Source organism: Streptomyces sp. NPDC026092 (assembly GCF_040638605.1).
In the GTDB taxonomy this organism is placed as follows: Bacteria; Actinomycetota; Actinomycetes; order Streptomycetales; family Streptomycetaceae; genus Streptomyces.
The window spans coordinates 462939-476965 of the sequence record NZ_JBEZYN010000004.1 but is presented as its reverse complement, the minus strand read 5'-3'; the positions used below and the strand labels follow the sequence as shown (position 1 = coordinate 476965).

Annotated in this window: 15 protein-coding genes and 1 tRNA gene; 7 read left to right on the top strand and 9 right to left on the bottom strand. The window is 70.1% G+C overall.

Annotation, left to right across the window (positions count from 1 at the left end; genetic code table 11):
• Positions 1–161: 161 nt before the first annotated feature.
• Complete coding sequence (locus tag AB0F56_RS09560; RefSeq protein ID WP_362006086.1) at positions 162–1874, top strand: bifunctional 3'-5' exonuclease/DNA polymerase; 1713 nt, start codon at positions 162–164, stop codon at positions 1872–1874.
• 50 nt (positions 1875–1924) lie between these two features.
• On the opposite strand, the gene AB0F56_RS09555 is transcribed toward AB0F56_RS09560, so the two are convergent.
• Together AB0F56_RS09555 and AB0F56_RS09550 are read right to left on the bottom strand one after the other, a co-directional pair.
• A complete protein-coding gene (locus tag AB0F56_RS09555) occupies positions 1925–3157 on the bottom strand; it encodes a hypothetical protein (protein ID WP_362006083.1) in 1233 nt (410 codons plus the stop codon).
• Between the two features lie 92 nt (positions 3158–3249).
• Positions 3250–3759, bottom strand: a complete 510-nt coding sequence (locus AB0F56_RS09550; RefSeq protein WP_362006080.1) for a SigE family RNA polymerase sigma factor — start codon at positions 3757–3759, stop codon at positions 3250–3252.
• 162 nt (positions 3760–3921) lie between these two features.
• On the opposite strand from AB0F56_RS09550, the gene AB0F56_RS09545 reads away from it, so the two are divergent.
• The 3 genes from AB0F56_RS09545 to AB0F56_RS09535 all read left to right on the top strand — a co-directional run bounded on the left by AB0F56_RS09545 (position 3922) and on the right by AB0F56_RS09535 (position 6046).
• Positions 3922–4320: a DUF6479 family protein gene (locus AB0F56_RS09545; protein ID WP_362006077.1), complete on the top strand. Its 399-nt coding sequence runs from the start codon at positions 3922–3924 to the stop codon at positions 4318–4320.
• 117 nt (positions 4321–4437) lie between these two features.
• On the top strand, positions 4438–5253 hold the full coding sequence (locus tag AB0F56_RS09540; protein ID WP_362006075.1) for an RNA polymerase subunit sigma-70: 816 nt from the start codon (positions 4438–4440) through the stop codon (positions 5251–5253).
• A 166-nt stretch (positions 5254–5419) separates the two neighbouring features.
• A complete protein-coding gene (locus tag AB0F56_RS09535) occupies positions 5420–6046 on the top strand; it encodes a dihydrofolate reductase family protein (protein WP_362006188.1) in 627 nt (208 codons plus the stop codon).
• A 47-nt stretch (positions 6047–6093) separates the two neighbouring features.
• Here the strand turns inward: AB0F56_RS09535 and AB0F56_RS09530 are convergent, their stop codons facing one another.
• The 3 genes from AB0F56_RS09530 to AB0F56_RS09520 form a co-directional block, all read right to left on the bottom strand.
• Positions 6094–6801 carry a pyridoxamine 5'-phosphate oxidase family protein gene (locus AB0F56_RS09530; RefSeq protein WP_362006072.1) on the bottom strand — a complete coding sequence of 236 codons (708 nt, stop codon included), beginning with the start codon at positions 6799–6801 and terminating at the stop codon, positions 6094–6096.
• Between the two features lie 88 nt (positions 6802–6889).
• Entirely contained in the window at positions 6890–7921 is a 1032-nt protein-coding gene (locus AB0F56_RS09525) for an NAD-dependent epimerase/dehydratase family protein (protein ID WP_362006069.1), read from the bottom strand.
• A 96-nt stretch (positions 7922–8017) separates the two neighbouring features.
• Positions 8018–9136 carry a hypothetical protein gene (locus AB0F56_RS09520; RefSeq protein WP_362006193.1) on the bottom strand — a complete coding sequence of 373 codons (1119 nt, stop codon included), beginning with the start codon at positions 9134–9136 and terminating at the stop codon, positions 8018–8020.
• On the opposite strand from AB0F56_RS09520, the gene AB0F56_RS09515 reads away from it, so the two are divergent.
• Together AB0F56_RS09515 and AB0F56_RS09510 are read left to right on the top strand one after the other, a co-directional pair.
• On the top strand, positions 9053–9250 hold the full coding sequence (locus AB0F56_RS09515; RefSeq protein ID WP_362006186.1) for an alpha/beta hydrolase: 198 nt from the start codon (positions 9053–9055) through the stop codon (positions 9248–9250). The genes AB0F56_RS09520 and AB0F56_RS09515 overlap by 84 nt on opposite strands.
• A gap of 23 nt (positions 9251–9273) precedes the next feature.
• Positions 9274–9741: a hypothetical protein gene (locus AB0F56_RS09510; protein WP_362006066.1), complete on the top strand. Its 468-nt coding sequence runs from the start codon at positions 9274–9276 to the stop codon at positions 9739–9741.
• A 56-nt stretch (positions 9742–9797) separates the two neighbouring features.
• Here AB0F56_RS09510 and AB0F56_RS09505 read toward each other — a convergent pair.
• Positions 9798–9913: transfer RNA gene (locus AB0F56_RS09505), tRNA-Thr, on the bottom strand.
• 395 nt (positions 9914–10308) lie between these two features.
• Between AB0F56_RS09505 and AB0F56_RS09500 the strand changes: the two genes are divergently transcribed.
• Positions 10309–12192: a hypothetical protein gene (locus tag AB0F56_RS09500; RefSeq protein ID WP_362006063.1), complete on the top strand. Its 1884-nt coding sequence runs from the start codon at positions 10309–10311 to the stop codon at positions 12190–12192.
• Position 12193: 1 nt separating this feature from the next.
• Here the strand turns inward: AB0F56_RS09500 and AB0F56_RS09495 are convergent, their stop codons facing one another.
• Genes AB0F56_RS09495 through AB0F56_RS09485 form a run of 3 tightly spaced genes read right to left on the bottom strand, consistent with a single transcriptional unit; the run spans position 12194 to position 13852 of the window.
• The gene (locus AB0F56_RS09495; protein WP_362006062.1) at positions 12194–12451 is read right to left on the bottom strand and encodes a winged helix-turn-helix domain-containing protein; all 258 of its coding nucleotides are present in this window, start codon (positions 12449–12451) and stop codon (positions 12194–12196) included.
• Complete coding sequence (locus tag AB0F56_RS09490; RefSeq protein WP_362006061.1) at positions 12417–13067, bottom strand: YdcF family protein; 651 nt, start codon at positions 13065–13067, stop codon at positions 12417–12419. Before AB0F56_RS09490 ends, AB0F56_RS09495 begins: the two co-directional genes overlap by 35 nt.
• Complete coding sequence (locus AB0F56_RS09485; RefSeq protein WP_362006058.1) at positions 13064–13852, bottom strand: GntR family transcriptional regulator; 789 nt, start codon at positions 13850–13852, stop codon at positions 13064–13066. The genes AB0F56_RS09490 and AB0F56_RS09485 overlap by 4 nt, the downstream gene beginning before the upstream one ends.
• Positions 13853–14027: the final 175 nt, after the last annotated feature.

Sequence of the window (14027 nt, the reverse complement as noted above, 5' to 3'; positions counted from 1 at the left end):
CTCGATAGCGGAGCTATCGGGGCGTTTCGGCAACGCGGCGAGGCGCCGTGCCAGGCGCCACGGCCCCGGCCATGATCCGCCGGACAGGCCCTAGCCCGAAGTCCCTCTCACGCAGAGCGGCGAAAACCGCGTTGTCAGTGGTGGGTGCCAGACTCGCACCCATGAGCGAGAGGTGGGCGCTGGCCGCCGAAGCGGAGGGGGACGGAGCGCGGCTCGTCCCCCTCGGCCCCGACGCGCTGCCCGCCGGACCCGTCCTGCGCGAGCCGGACCTCGTCGAGGCCGTCCGCTCCCGGCCCGGTGTCGCCCGCTGGGTGTGGCGGTCCACCGCCGAGGTCCACTCCCGGCTGCTCGACGCCGGGGTGCGCGTCGAGCGGTGTTACGACATCGAGGTCGCCGAGGGACTCCTGCTCGGCCACGAGGGGCGGCTCGGGGAGCCCCGGTCGGCGGCCGCCGCCCTCGCCCGCCTGCGGAACGCTCCCGTACCGCCCGATCCGCCCCAGCGGGCCGCCGAGCCCGGCTCTCAGGACTCCCTCTTCGAGGCGAGACCCAGCGCCACCGCCGTCTCCTTCGAGGACCTCCTCGCCGTCTACGCCGAGCAGCAGGCCCGCCACGACCGGACCGCGCACCCGGGGCGGATGCGGCTGCTCACCGCCGCCGAGTCCGCGGGCATGCTCGTCGCCGCCGAGATGCACCGGGCCGGGCTGCCCTGGCGGGCCGACGTGCACCGGGAGCTGCTGCAGGAGCTGCTGGGCGAGCGGTACGCGGGCGGGGGCGAGCCCCGGCGCCTGGCCGAGCTCGCCGACGAGGTCTCCGCCGCCTTCGGCCACCGCGTCCGCCCCGACCTGCCCGCCGACGTCGTCAAGGCCTTCGCCCGGGCCGGGATCCGGGTGCGGTCCACCCGTCGCTGGGAGCTGGAGGAGATCGACCACCCCGCCGTCGCCCCGCTCGTCGCCTACAAGAAGCTGTACCGGATCTGGACCGCCCACGGCTGGTCCTGGCTCCAGGACTGGGTGCGGGACGGGCGCTTCCGGCCCGAGTACCAGCCCGGGGGCACGGTCACCGGCCGCTGGACCACCAACGGCGGCGGCGCCCTGCAGATCCCCAAGGTCGTCCGGCGGGCCGTGGTCGCCGACGAGGGCTGGCGGCTCGTCGTCGCGGACGCCGACCAGATGGAGCCCCGGGTCCTCGCCGCGATCTCCCGCGACCCCGGTCTGATGGAGGTCGCCGGGCACCCCGACGACCTGTACCGCCGGCTGTCGGACCGGGCGTTCTCCGGCGACCGCGAGCACGCCAAGATCGCGCTCCTCGGTGCGATCTACGGGCAGACCAGCGGCGACGGACTGAAGAACCTGGCGGCCCTCCGCCGCCGCTTCCCGCGCGCCGTCGCCTACGTCGACGACGCCGCGAAGGCCGGCGAGGACGGGCTGCTCGTCCGGACCTGGCTCGGCCGGACCAGCCCGCGCGCCGTCGGCGCCGCCGAGGACGACGAGGCCGGCCTCCCCCAGGAGGGCGGCAGTGAGGGTGCGGGCGGCGAATCCGGCTCCGGGGAGGGCGAGTACACGCCCGGCTACGCCTCCGGCAACTCCCGGGCGCGCGGCCGGTTCACCCGCAACTTCGTCGTCCAGGGCAGCGCGGCGGAGTGGGCGCTGCTGATGCTCGCCGCGCTGCGCCGCGCCACCGCCGGGATGCGGGCCGAGCTGGTCTTCTTCCAGCACGACGAGGTGATCGTGCACTGCCCGGCCGAGGAGGCCGAGGCCGTGACGGAGGCGATCCGGGCGGCCGGGGACGAGGCCGGCCGCATCGCCTTCGGGCACACCCCGGTGCGTTTCCCGTTCACGACGGCGACGGTGGAGCGGTACGCCGACGCGAAGTGAGGGGCCCTGCGCGGGGGCCCGCCCCACGGCCCGCTACTCCGTCTCGCACTTCACTCCGTCTCGAACTTCGACCACTTCGGGCTCAGCGCGATCTCCCTCAGCTGCTCCTTCGTCAGCGCGGGCTTCGCGCGCGTCGCGGCCTCGTGCTGTGCGCCCGTGTTGAACGCGGAGATCACGACCCGGAAGCCCGACGGCGTCAGGGACTCGGCCGTCCACGCCGTCACGCCCGCGCCGCCCTTCTCGCCGGGCTCCTCGGTCACCAGGACCAGGCGGCCGTCGGGCAGCTTGGTGCCGGCGGCCTTGAGGCGCGGGGCGACGTCCTCCATGTGGTTCTGCACGTTGATCTGGACGAGGCTCTTGCCCTTGCCGTCGTTCACGACCACGTACGCGAACTCCTCCTCCTGACCGCCGCTCGAGACCACCGTCAGGCCCTTCGGCATCAGCGAGCGCAGGGTCGCCCGGACGTCCGCGCCGTCCACCGAAGGCGGCGGGGTGTCCTTGCCCGGCGTGGGCTTCCCCTCCGGGACCGCCAGCTTCTTGAACAGCGGGCGCCAGCCCTCCGCCGTGACCAGCGTCTTCATCTGTGCGGGGCTGAAGGGCGGGTCCGTGCGGGTGACGTCGGAGTCCTTGGCGCTCGGCGCGTTGTACTCGCTCGCGTCGACCAGGAAGCCGTCCCTCGTGAGCAGGACCGCCCGCCAGTTCTTCGTGTCCGCGCGCCGGTCCGGGTACTCGTACCCCTGGAGGACCATCAGCCGGTCGCCGTTCGGCAGCTTGCTGCTCGTACAGGCGTCGTGGGGGACGTACAGCGGGTCCGGGCACGTGACCTGGCCCGCGGCCGACTCCTCGGTCTCCCCCGCCCGGTAGAGGCCGACGGTGAGACCCGCCGGTCCCTTGCCGTCCTCGTACACGGCCGTGACGGACCGGGAGTCACTGTGCTCGACCGTCCAGGTGCCGGCCGGGGTGTTCGCCTTCAGCACGGCCGCCAGCGCCGACTCGGGACCCGTGCTCCTCGACGCGGCGACCGAGGAACCGTCGGCCCCCTTGCCCGAACCGCCCGAACCCAGCAGGTCACCGGCGTACACCCCGCCGACGCCCACCACCCCGAACGCAAGGACCCCGCAGGTCACCGCCGTCGCGCGGCGGCGCCTCACCTGGCGCCTGCCACGGGTCAGGCCGCCCGCCACAAGGCCGCGGCTGTCCTCGGTGGCGAATCCGTCACCGGTACGGCGCAGAGCCGCACCGAGCTCGTCCTCGAAACCGTCGTGTCCCTCGTTCAGAGGCATGCCGAATCACCGTCTCCGGTCCATGAGTGAAAGTGAAGAGTGGAAGTGAAGGGTGGAAGCTGAAGCAGCTGACGTACTCGCTGGTCAGGCGGTCAGTGAGGGGCGAACTCGACGATGCTGCCGCCGAGCCGCTCCCGGAGCTTGGCCAGCGCCCGGGACGTGCGCGTACGGACCGCCGCCGAGCTGACGTGGAGCGCGTCGGCCGTCTCCTCGACGCTGCGGTCCTCCCAGTACCGCAGCACCACCACCGCCCGGTCCTTGGGCGCGAGCGCCGCCAGCGCGTCGAGCAGGGCGATCCGCAGCGTCGGATCGTCGCCGTCCTCCGGCGCCCGGTCGGGCAGCTCGCCCAGGGGACGCTCCGTCGCCGAGCGTCTCCGCCGGTGACTGAGGAACGTACGGACCAGGACGGTCTGTGCGTACCCGGCCGGGTTGCCGATCCGGTGGACGCGGCCCCACATCGCGTACATCCGGCCCAGCGTCTCCTGCACCAGGTCCTCGGCGAGATGGGTGTCTCCGCTGGTCAGCAGGCACGCCGACCGGTACAGATGACCCGTCCTGGCAGCTGCGAACTCCAGGAACTCGTCCGCGCGGGACTGCTTCATGACCCTCCCCCCTGTCACGCGACTCACGCGACCCCCTACACCTCAATGACGCGTTGGGTCCGGGGAAATGTTTCACACGAGTTGTGCCGGTCCGGATCAGGCCTGATTCATGCAGATTGTTACGTATTGCTCAGATTGGTCCCAGATGGGTATCTCTGGAACATGAACGCTTTTCTCGTGGATTCCGCAGGGGTCACGACGGCGGCCGGAGTCTGGCAGTCCGGACTGGCCCAGGTTCTCGGCGGCCTGGTCGTGGTCGCCGTACTGATCGGCGCGTTCTGGCTGGGGATGAGGGTCCGGGACAAAGAGTCCCCCACCCCCAAGGCCGAGGAGCATCCGCACCGGCCCGAGGGCGGTCTGCCCGGCGAGATGTCCGAGTACCGGCGGCCGGCGGAGATGCCCCACACCGACGGCGAGCACCGCCTCATGCCGTACGAGCTGAAGAACGGCGGCACCTCGGGCACGGAGACCTCGCCCGACCCGCCGACCGAGGAGAAGCGCAAGTGGGGCGGGATCTCCAGCGGCGGCTTCGGCAGCGGCGGGACGGGTCACGGCGACTGAGCCCGCGACCTGCCACGACCCGCCGAGGCCTGCCCCGAACCTGCCACGGCCTGCACAGGCCGCACGGCCTGCCACGACCTGTCACGGAGGTGACGCAGAGAGGTGGTCGATCACGCGGTGAGCCATGACGATGCCGCGCGGCTGCGGGCGATCGCGTACCGGATGCTGGGCTCGTTCGCCGAGGCCGACGAGGCTGCGCAAGCGGTACGAGCCGTACAGGCCGCCGGGTCCGTGGCGGACATGGCGGATGTGGCCGACGCCGATGCCGCCGTCGCGCGCGTCTGCCTGGAACGGCTGCGTGCGCGCGAGTCCCGGCGCCAGGACCCCTGGGATCCCTGGGCCGCGGGCGAGCCCCGCGAGTCGGTGCGCGGGGCCGACGACGTCGACCCGGCCCTGTTCGCCGCGCTCGACGCGCTGACGCCCGCCGAGCGGGTGGCGTTCGTGCTGCACGACATGTTCGCGGTGCCGATCGACCACGTCGCGCCCGTCGTGGACCGCACCCCGGCGGCGACCCGGCAGCTGGTGAGCCGGGCGGCCACCCGAGTGCGGGGTACGGAGGAGATGCCCGAGCCGGACCTTCCGCGCCAGCGGGAGGTCGTGGCCGCGCTGCACACCGCCGCAAGCGACGGGGACTCCGACGCCGTCCGCGCGCTCCTCGACCCGGAGGTGCTCCTGCGCGCCGACGCGGAGGCGGTACGGGCCGGGGCGGCCGTCGCCCACGGGGCCCAGGCGGTCTCGGAGCGCCTCGCCGAGCTGGCGCGGAAGGCCCGCCCCGCGCTCGTCGACGACGCGGCGGGGCTGGTGGGGGCGGGTGCGGGTGCCGCCTTCGTGATGGCGTTCACCGTGATCGACGGGCGCGTGACGGCGGTCGACGTCCTGATGGACCCCAGCCATCTGGAGCGCATGCGCGTGGAGGTCCTGGAGGTCGGCTGAATCCGGGCACCCGCCGCGAGCGTCCCCGCGAGCGCCTCCGCGATGAGTTCCGCCGGACCGGGCAGTCTGCCCCTCGACAACCTCAGGCCCCGGACCACCTCAGGCCGAGGACAACCTCAGGCCCCGTAGGAGACGACCCGTGCACCAGGAACAGCTGCTCAGAGTCATGAACTTCTGCGTCTCGCGCGACGGATACGGCGCGGGCGAGAACCAGAGCCTCGAACGGCCCTTCGGCCACGCCGATCCCGGGACCATGTTCTCCTGGGCCGGTGCCACGGCGAGCTGGCCGAACCGCACCGATCCCGGGGGCACCCGGGGCATCGACGACTACTTCACCCGGGACTTCCTGAACAACATCGGCGCGGAGATCATGGGCCGGAACAAGTTCGGGCCCCAGCGCGGCCCCTGGAAGGACCTGGACTGGCTCGGGTGGTGGGGCGACGAACCTCCCTTCCACACCCCGGTGTTCGTGATGACCCACCACGTACGGCCGTCCTTCACGCTCTCCGACACCACGTTCCACTTCGTCGACGCCGACCCCGCCACGGTCCTCGCCCAGGCGCGGGACGCGGCCGACGGCAAGGACGTCCGGCTCGGCGGCGGGGCCGCCACGGTCCGGGAGTTCCTCGACGCCGACCTCGTGGACACCCTCCACGTCGCGGTCTCGGACGGCGTGGAGCTCGGGGCGGGCTCGCGGCTCTGGGAGTCGCCGGACGAACTGCTCGACCGGTTCCACCTGGAGGTCGTGCCCAGCCCCAGCGGTGTCACCCACCACCTCTTCTGGCGGAAGTGAGCCCCGAGGAACCGGAGGAAGCGGCCGGCCCCCCAAGAGCCGACCCCTCAGCCGACGACGCTCCCCTCCCGGGCCGCTATGTGCGCCGGCGGTTCGATGCCCGCCGGCAGCACCGGGTCCGGGATCAGGGTGCCGAAGGTCGTGACGAGCGGGAGGACCCCGGCCCAGAGGCCCAGTTCCGCGTCCGGGCCGTCGCCGTCGTCCGGCGGGCCCGAGGCGATCTTGACCGACGCCTCGGTGAGGTCGAGGGCGAGCAGCGAGGTCGCCGCCAGCTCCTTGCGGCTGGGCCGGCGGGCGTACTCCCACTGGCCCGGCGCGCTCTGTTCGGTGAGCGCGCGCAGCCCGCGCAGCTTCTCCTCCGGGTCGGTCACCTCGCGCGGAACGCCGTAGATCATCGCGCACCGGTAGTTGACCCCGTGCTCGAAGACGGACCGGGCGAGGACGAGCCCGTCGACGTGCGTCACCGTGACGCAGACCGTGGCGTCGGGCGCCTGGACCAGGCTGCGGCTGGCGACGGAGCCGTGAAGGTACAGCCGGCCGCCCTCGGCGCCGTACTCGGTCCCGTACACCGTGGGCACGACCATCGGGGTGCCGTCGACGGTGACGCCGAGGTGGCAGAGGAACCCGGCGGCGAGCACCGCCTCCAGATCGGCACGCCGGTGGCTGCCCTTGTCGCGCATCCGGCGGAGGCGGGTGCGCTCGGTGGGGGCGAGGTCGTCCGGTGCGGCGGGTGTCCGTTCGGAGGCGGTGCTCATGGAGTCCTCTTCGTATGTGGTCGGATGACCCGATTTCTACGTCCTCCGGACCCCGCCCCGCCACCCTCGCCCACCTGCCGGACAGCCGTTACGGCCGCAGCAGCCTCTCTTCCGCCTCCGCGCTCAGCCCCTCCGCCGTCTTCAACTCACCTTCCGGCACGGTCCGTTGCCAGGTCCAGGTGTCGGCCACCGTCTCCTCGGCCGGGCGGCAGCGGAGGCCCGTCGCAAGGGCGCGGGTGACGTCGCCCGCGTGGATCGCGGCGTGGAAGTCCGTACCGGGCGGGGCCCACATGGGGAGGTCGGTCCACGGGGAGACGCCGGCCGCCTCGATCGCCTCCGGGGTGGTCCAGTGCAGCCGGGCCGTGGAGCCGGTGACGCGGACGCACAGGTCGAGGAGGTCGCCGATCGTGGTGTGGCCCGGCTCGGAGACCAGGTTGTACGGGCCGTGGAGCCCCTTGTCGAGGGCGGTCAGGAGCCAGTCGGCGAGGTCGCGCGCGTCGACGTACTGGAGCGGGGTGTCGCGCGGGCCCGGCGCGGGGACGTCTCCGCCCCTGCTGATCCGGGCCAGCCACCACGGCAGGCGGCCGGCGTTCTCGCGCGGGCCGAGGATCAGGCCCGGGCGGACCAGCAGCGCGCGTTCGGCGCCGAGTTCGCGGACCACCGCCAGCTCCGCGCCCCGCTTGTCGGCGGCGAAGTCCGTCGCCTCGACGTCCGGGTCGCCCTCGGCCAGCGGCCCGAACTCGTCGAGGCCGGCCGGTGCGGGCCAGGCGTACACGGAGCGGCTGGAGACGAAGGCGTACCGCCCGACGCGGTCGGCGAGCAGGCGGGCCGTGTCCCGTACGACCGTCGGCGCGCCCGACCAGGTGTCGACGACCGCGTCCCACTCCCCGCCTCCGACGCCGCCTCCGTCCCCTCCCCCGACGCCGCCTCCGCCTCCGTCCCATGCGGCGAGCGCGCCGAGGCCGCCCCGCTCCGTGCGGTCTCCGCGCAGGACGCGGACGCCCCGGGGTGCAGGGTGCTCGCCCCGGTGGAAGACGGTCACGTCCCAGCCCCGGTCGCGCGCGGCCTCCGCGACCGCGCGGCCCGCGAAGTCCGTTCCCCCGAGCAGCAGCAGCCTCATGTGCGAACTCTTTCCCTGGTCGTCAGGTGTGGCGTCGTACGGCGGCGGGGCGGGCGGCCTCCGGGAGATCCCGGAGGCCGCCCGCCCCTGCCGGTGTCACTTCGTGGTGCGCTCGCGGAACGCGGCGAAGCGCTCGGCGATCTCCCGGGCGCGGTCCTCGGCCTCCGAGAGCTTCATCTCGGGGCAGTCGTAGCCGATCTCCTCCTTGAGGATCGCCATCGCCGAGGGCTCGAAGACGACGGTGCCGTCCGGGCGGATCTCGCCGATGCCGTCCTGCACCGAGCCGGAGACGTTGATGGCGTGCGCCTCCTCCGGGGTCATGCCGTCCGGCAGCACGGTCCGGAACTTGCCGTTCTCGATGGCCACCGGGTAGCCGCCGAGCGCCCCGTCGACACCGGGCGCGTGGACCAGCGCGTCGCGCTCGTCGGCCAGCGGCTCCAGGACGCTGAGCGCGGAGGAGGCGGTCATCGTCTGGCCGGGCAGGCCGCCGGTGCGGCGGTACTCGGCGGGCAGGCGGTTCAGGAGCGCCGCCACGTCCAGTTCGGCGGTGACGTCCCGGCCGTCGAGGCGGATGCCGAGGCCCATGGCGGCGGGGCCACTGTTGCCCGTACGGGACAGGCGGTGCGAGACGTAGTGGTGGGCGACCAGGCGCACCTCGACGTCGGCGGTGGAGCGGCCCAGCTCGTCGGCGGCGACCGAGGTGGTGCCGGGGACGTTGTTGGCGACGTTGCCGATGCCGATGTCCGGGGAGAGGCCCATCGCGGCGAGCGCCGGGTGCACGGCGTCGGGGAAGGCGGCGTTGACGACGAGGGCGCGGCTGTCGGCGAGCCGGACGGCCTCCATCGCCTTCATCACCGGCACCGGGTGCATCGGCAGCCAGGGGCCGAAGTTGGCGCGGTAGACCCGCTGGAAGGCGTCCTGCTCCAGGGTGGAGATGACCCACCAGGCCTGGTAGCTGACGGCCAGGAAGATGATGTCCGGGTCGAAGGCGGATATCCGCTCCGCCGTGCGCGCGACGTCCGTGACGTCGGTCTGCGCGTGGCTGACCGTGGTGGCGTGGCCGCGCTGGACGCTGCAGAAGCGCGTCAGGTTGGTGGCGCGGAGCGTGGTCTCCTCGTCGCGGCCGACGAGCTGGATGTGGCGGTCCTGCGGGCTGTGGGCCAGCTCGTGGAAGACGCGGCGGCCGATGTCGCCGGCGCTGACCAGGGCGGACACGGCATCTACCCGTTCAGCGGCAACACCTGCGCGAAAATCACGGTGACAGCGTTCCTGACCACCGGTCACCGCCCGGCCAAGGACCTCGCCTGCGCGGCGGAGCCGACCGAGTAACGGGAACGGACCATGATCAAGGAGTGGCGACAGTCAAAGCCCACCTGTACCTCAACGGCAGGCAGCACGCCGTCTCCAAGCTCCCGGCCGTCTTCCCCGTCCCGGGCGGCACGGTCGAGGTGAAGATGAGCGGATTCGGCCTCAAGCGCTGCCACTACGTCACCACCGAAGGCCACGAGTCCCAACTGATCCCGGACCCCGCCTCCGCCGAAGGCCGCCGAGCCCGCCTGGACCGCACGCACCCTACGCTGAGCCGCACGATCGGCCTCGTCTCGCTTGGCGTGCTGGTCACCGCCCTGGCGGTCCTGGTCCCCCAACTCGCCGAACAACTCACCAAGCCCGATGCCATCGCCCAGCACACCGGAACCTTCACCGCACCCATCGACGTACCGACGTGGGCCAACATCACGATCGGCCTCGCCACCCTGGCAGCCAGCAGAGAACGCGCCCTCCGCCTGCGCCACACCCTCCTGGACGGCGCGGCGGGCTGACCCACTCCGAGCAACAGAAAACCCCAGGTCAGAGAGATATGACCTGGGGTTTTCAGTGGAGCCGCCTTCGGGATTCGAACCCGAGACCTACGCATTACGAGTTGTCGGATCGGGCTCCATAGACGTCCGCCTCCGTACGGTTAGGCAGCTGCGCCGCTGGCCCGAAGGCTGCCCAGACGGAGACAGACGATGGCGGACAGCCCTGGATCGGGTGCACATTGAGACCTCAACTGAGACCGTGGGGCCCCTCGCTCGATGCCGAGACAGCACAGCTGACATCTGACATCAGCCTTCGCCAGCATCTCGCTGCGACTTGCTCCGGCTGCCCCGGGCCTGAAGAGCGAGTGTGATCAAGGCGCCGATCGCGGTGACAACGTCAGCAGCCACAGAGATGTACTCGTGCATGGTCATGCCTTCCCTCTAGCTTCGAGCTGTGGTTCTTGAAGGCAGACCTTCGAGGGGAGTTGCGTTGTTCAGGAGCCCAAAGCCGGACAACGCAGGTATGTTCCGGATGGTGGGGCAGTTGTCCGGTGCGGACCGGACCCGAGCGGACAACGAGGATGCGCGGTGAGCAACAGGGCGGGCGGACGGCCGTGGGGTGACATTCGAGCAGTGAACCCGCAGGCTCATCGGCTGGCATCGTTCCTGCGGGCACGGGTGGACGAGTCAGGCAAGACTCTCGCGACGCTGTCAAACGACATCAGCATGTCAACTTCGCAGATCAGCACGTACCTTGGGGGCAAGATCCCTACCCAACGGTTCGTAACGGCGCTAGTGAAGGCGACGGTGCCTGCTCCGCTGCGAGACCGGCGCCAGACAGAGGTCGAGCAGCTGCTCTACGACGCTCTGCACCCCGCGCGCCCGACCGCGCCCGCCCCGCAGGCCGGGAACATGGCCGGCGTCGAGAGAGTACAGGCGCAGCAGATCGACCTCTACGATCGACTCACACGGGCTCTTGAACAACAGGCAGAGCTGCGCCAGGCCGCTGATAAATCTGCAAGTCTCGTCATGGTGCTCCTCGGGATGATCTATCACCTCGAACGCCGAGCAGCCAACCTCACCGAAGAACGCGACCGACTACAGCGGACGGACCCCACTGGTCAAAGTCGAGTTCTAGAGGCGACACAAGAAAAACTTGCTCGCACCGAGAAGCATGAGGATAGAGCTCGCGACGAATTGGAGCGGGCCAAGAGGAAGCAACGCCAAGCTGAAGAGCTCGCCCAGCATCTTCAGAGACAGATTAACCATCTCACGGAGCAGCTCAACCGACAGAAGAATGACGAATTCCTAAGGCAAGCGAATCACGGCCTGCTGGAGGAATTTGACCGGGATACCTCAACCCCATCGCAAGATAGCGAAATCGACGACGTTGAAGCCGCCCTAACTAGAGCGACATCAATCAACGACGCCGAAGCCGAAGTCGTCGAGCGAATTTCTCTCCAACTCGGCAATCCGGAGCCTCCACTCGCACAAATCGATCCGGTAGTCTACCCCGCCAGGGTCGACCCGCCCACAGAAGATTTCTTGCGGCAACTTCTAACCAACGCCCAGCGCGCCGAGCTGACTAATGATCTAAAGGAAGCGGGCCGCCTCTACCTGCTCCTAGCTGATGCCGCTCCCCAAGTTTGGGGTCCCTCGAATCCGAATATTATCGAGTTCCGTATTCAACACGCTCAATGCGTTGGCAAGTCCGGACGCCCGAAAGAGGCAGTCAAGCTCCTTACCGCAACGCTGGAGTCCCTTGACAGCTCCCATGGCCCAGAAGCAGGCGTAAGCGTCCGCTCTCACCTGGGATACTGGTGCGTCGACGCAGGAGATCCGGAGCAAGCTGTAGCGATTTTCGAAGATCTTGTTTCCGAAACACGCCAGGCAGCTGAGATGGACCCTCTAGGCCCATTTTACCTTCGAAGCCATCTCGGCGCTGCACTTGCGGATTCAGGGATGATGGAGCGCGCTGTTGAAGTTTACACTCTCCTGATCTCCGACATGAGAGAAGCTCTGGGTAACAATCACCCAGAAATTCTCATCACGCGAAGGCTGTTGGCTCGAAGTACCGGCAAAGCGGGTGACGCTCATGGTGCTGCCGAGATGTTTCGCGAACTGGTCGCCGATACGGCTCACATTAAAGGCGCCTACCATCAGGACACACTCGTCAATCGTCGCTTCCTCTGCGAGTGGACAGCCAAATCTGGCGACCTCCCCCAAGCCGCAGAAATGCTGGACCGACTCCTCGCCGACATGCTGCATATCTTGGGCCCTCGGCACTTGCAGGCGTTGCTTTGCCGTAGACGTATGGCCTGGGTCGCCGAGAAGGCGGGCGACACTCAGCAGGCGATTGAAATTTTGAAGGCGATTATCCCCGAGATGATCTCCACCCTCGGGGATGACGACAAGTCGACCCTTCAAGCAAAAGACGATCTCCGTAGGTGCACCGGCCTTCAGATTCCATGAGTCACAGGGCGCCCCCCGTATGGCTCGACGAGACCAAAGCCTCGCTGACCAGCAGGGCGAGGCCGGATCGGACGGTGTTCCTCGAAGCGTCGAAGCGCGTACACAGATCGGCCTCGGAGGGCAGGTGCGAGCCCGGCGTGTAGACGTCGTTGTCGATGTCGCGGCGGAGCGCGTCCGCGATCTGCCGGTTACGGGAGCGACATTCCGGCGCCGGAGAGAGCAACTCACTCCGGCAGGAGACGGCCGGTGAATCCGCCATCCCGAAGTCGCCCGTAGGCCGCTAGAACGCCCTCCGGTGCATCCTGAGCAATCGTGAAGCCGCGCCCCGGGTAGAGCAGGAGTCGCTGCTGGGCGCCAACGAGCATGTCCAGCACGAGACGCGCGTCCCCGATCGAGTCGGTGTACTCCTCCAGCCTCATGTTCGTGGACGCGCTCACGACGTCGACCTCCGGCCATACCTTGCGGGCGGTCGCATACGCCCGCCGTTCCTCGTACGGCTTGCTGACGAGGAGGACGGACGAGACGTCCACGCCCTGTTCGTCGAGCAGGGCGTGGGAGAAGCGGATGTTCTCGCCCGTGTTCCGGGCGTTCGGCTCGACGAGGATCGCGGAAGCAGGCACCCCCAACTCCAGCGCCCGCTCGCGGTAGTGCTCCGCCTCCCCCTTGGGCATCCGCCCTTCGGTGGTCCGACTGGTGGCGCCGGTGAAGACGATGAGCGGGAACATGCCGCGCCGATACAGGTTGACCGTGGCGTCTGCTACTCCGAGATCGTGGCTACCGAGCCCGATGCCCACCGAGCAGGGGCGCGGCTCGTGGCCCATCTGCTGAAAGTCCCACAGCGTGTGGGCATCGACCCAGCTCTGAGCGGAGATCACTTGCTCTCCTCGACCGCCGAGTCGGGCACCTTGAAGTCGTACGCCCAGGCGAACCGCGTTGCCGCGTGGACACCGATCGCGAACTCCACGACAGTGCCATCTGCCGTGAACGTGGTGCGGTGGAGCTCCACCACCCACTCCCCCGGAAGGAGTTTGAGCTCTTCGGCCTCCGCGGGCTTGGCCGCCCGGGCGAATAGCTCCTCCCGCATGTGGTCGATCTCGTACCCGGCGTCGTAGAGCACTCGAAAGCCGCCGCCCCGGCCGGCAGGTCCGGGCGTCGGGTCGACGATGCGCGTCCCCTCGACGTGCTCCGGACGGTAGTAGCTGGTCAGGGTGTGCGTCGGCTGGTCGCCCTCCTTCACCAGGCGGGCCCTCGCGTACACCTCGCCCCCCTCAGGCAGACCGTGCGCCGCCGCGGCGGCGGGCGGCGCCGTGATGCGACTGACCGTCTGGGTCTGCTCGCCTCGCTTGTAAGCGCGCCCGGACGCAACCCGGTCTGCGATGAACGCCACCTCGTCGCCGTCGCGCCACTTCGCCTTGTCGTATCGGGCGATACCCAGCCGTTTGAGTGGCGCCCGCTCCCGCACGACGGTGCCGTGCCCACGGGATGAGGTCACCAGCCCCTCGGCCTCCAGCGCCTTGTAGGCCGCGTGGACGGTGGTCTTCGACCCCTCGCCCGCCTCGACCAGGTCCCGGATCTGCGGAAGCTGCTGGCCAGGGGCGTAGTCCCCATTCCTGATCTGCTCGGCCAGCTTGTCCGCCAGTTCCCGCCACTTCGGTGCCACGCGAACTCCTCTCGACTAGGTCCAGTCAAACACAGTCCCAGGACTGTTGACAGTCCCGGGACTGTGAGCCATTGTCTTCTCAAGTGCTTCGCAGTCCCAGGACAGCGAGCACGGGAGGGCTCTTTTGGGGCTGCTCCCGGCGCCTGGAGAGCTCCGTGAAGGCGGGTCGGCTCGA

Coding starts and splice junctions, on each gene's coding strand:
- AB0F56_RS09550 (WP_362006080.1), bottom strand. CDS start 3,759: ATGAAGCAGTCCCGCGCGGACGAGTTCCTGGAGTTCGCAGCTGCCAGG.
- AB0F56_RS09555 (WP_362006083.1), bottom strand. CDS start 3,157: ATGCCTCTGAACGAGGGACACGACGGTTTCGAGGACGAGCTCGGTGCG.
- AB0F56_RS09560 (WP_362006086.1), top strand. CDS start 162: ATGAGCGAGAGGTGGGCGCTGGCCGCCGAAGCGGAGGGGGACGGAGCG.
- AB0F56_RS09530 (WP_362006072.1), bottom strand. CDS start 6,801: ATGAGCACCGCCTCCGAACGGACACCCGCCGCACCGGACGACCTCGCC.
- AB0F56_RS09535 (WP_362006188.1), top strand. CDS start 5,420: ATGAACTTCTGCGTCTCGCGCGACGGATACGGCGCGGGCGAGAACCAG.
- AB0F56_RS09495 (WP_362006062.1), bottom strand. CDS start 12,451: ATGGCGGATTCACCGGCCGTCTCCTGCCGGAGTGAGTTGCTCTCTCCG.
- AB0F56_RS09545 (WP_362006077.1), top strand. CDS start 3,922: ATGAACGCTTTTCTCGTGGATTCCGCAGGGGTCACGACGGCGGCCGGA.
- AB0F56_RS09525 (WP_362006069.1), bottom strand. CDS start 7,921: ATGAGGCTGCTGCTGCTCGGGGGAACGGACTTCGCGGGCCGCGCGGTC.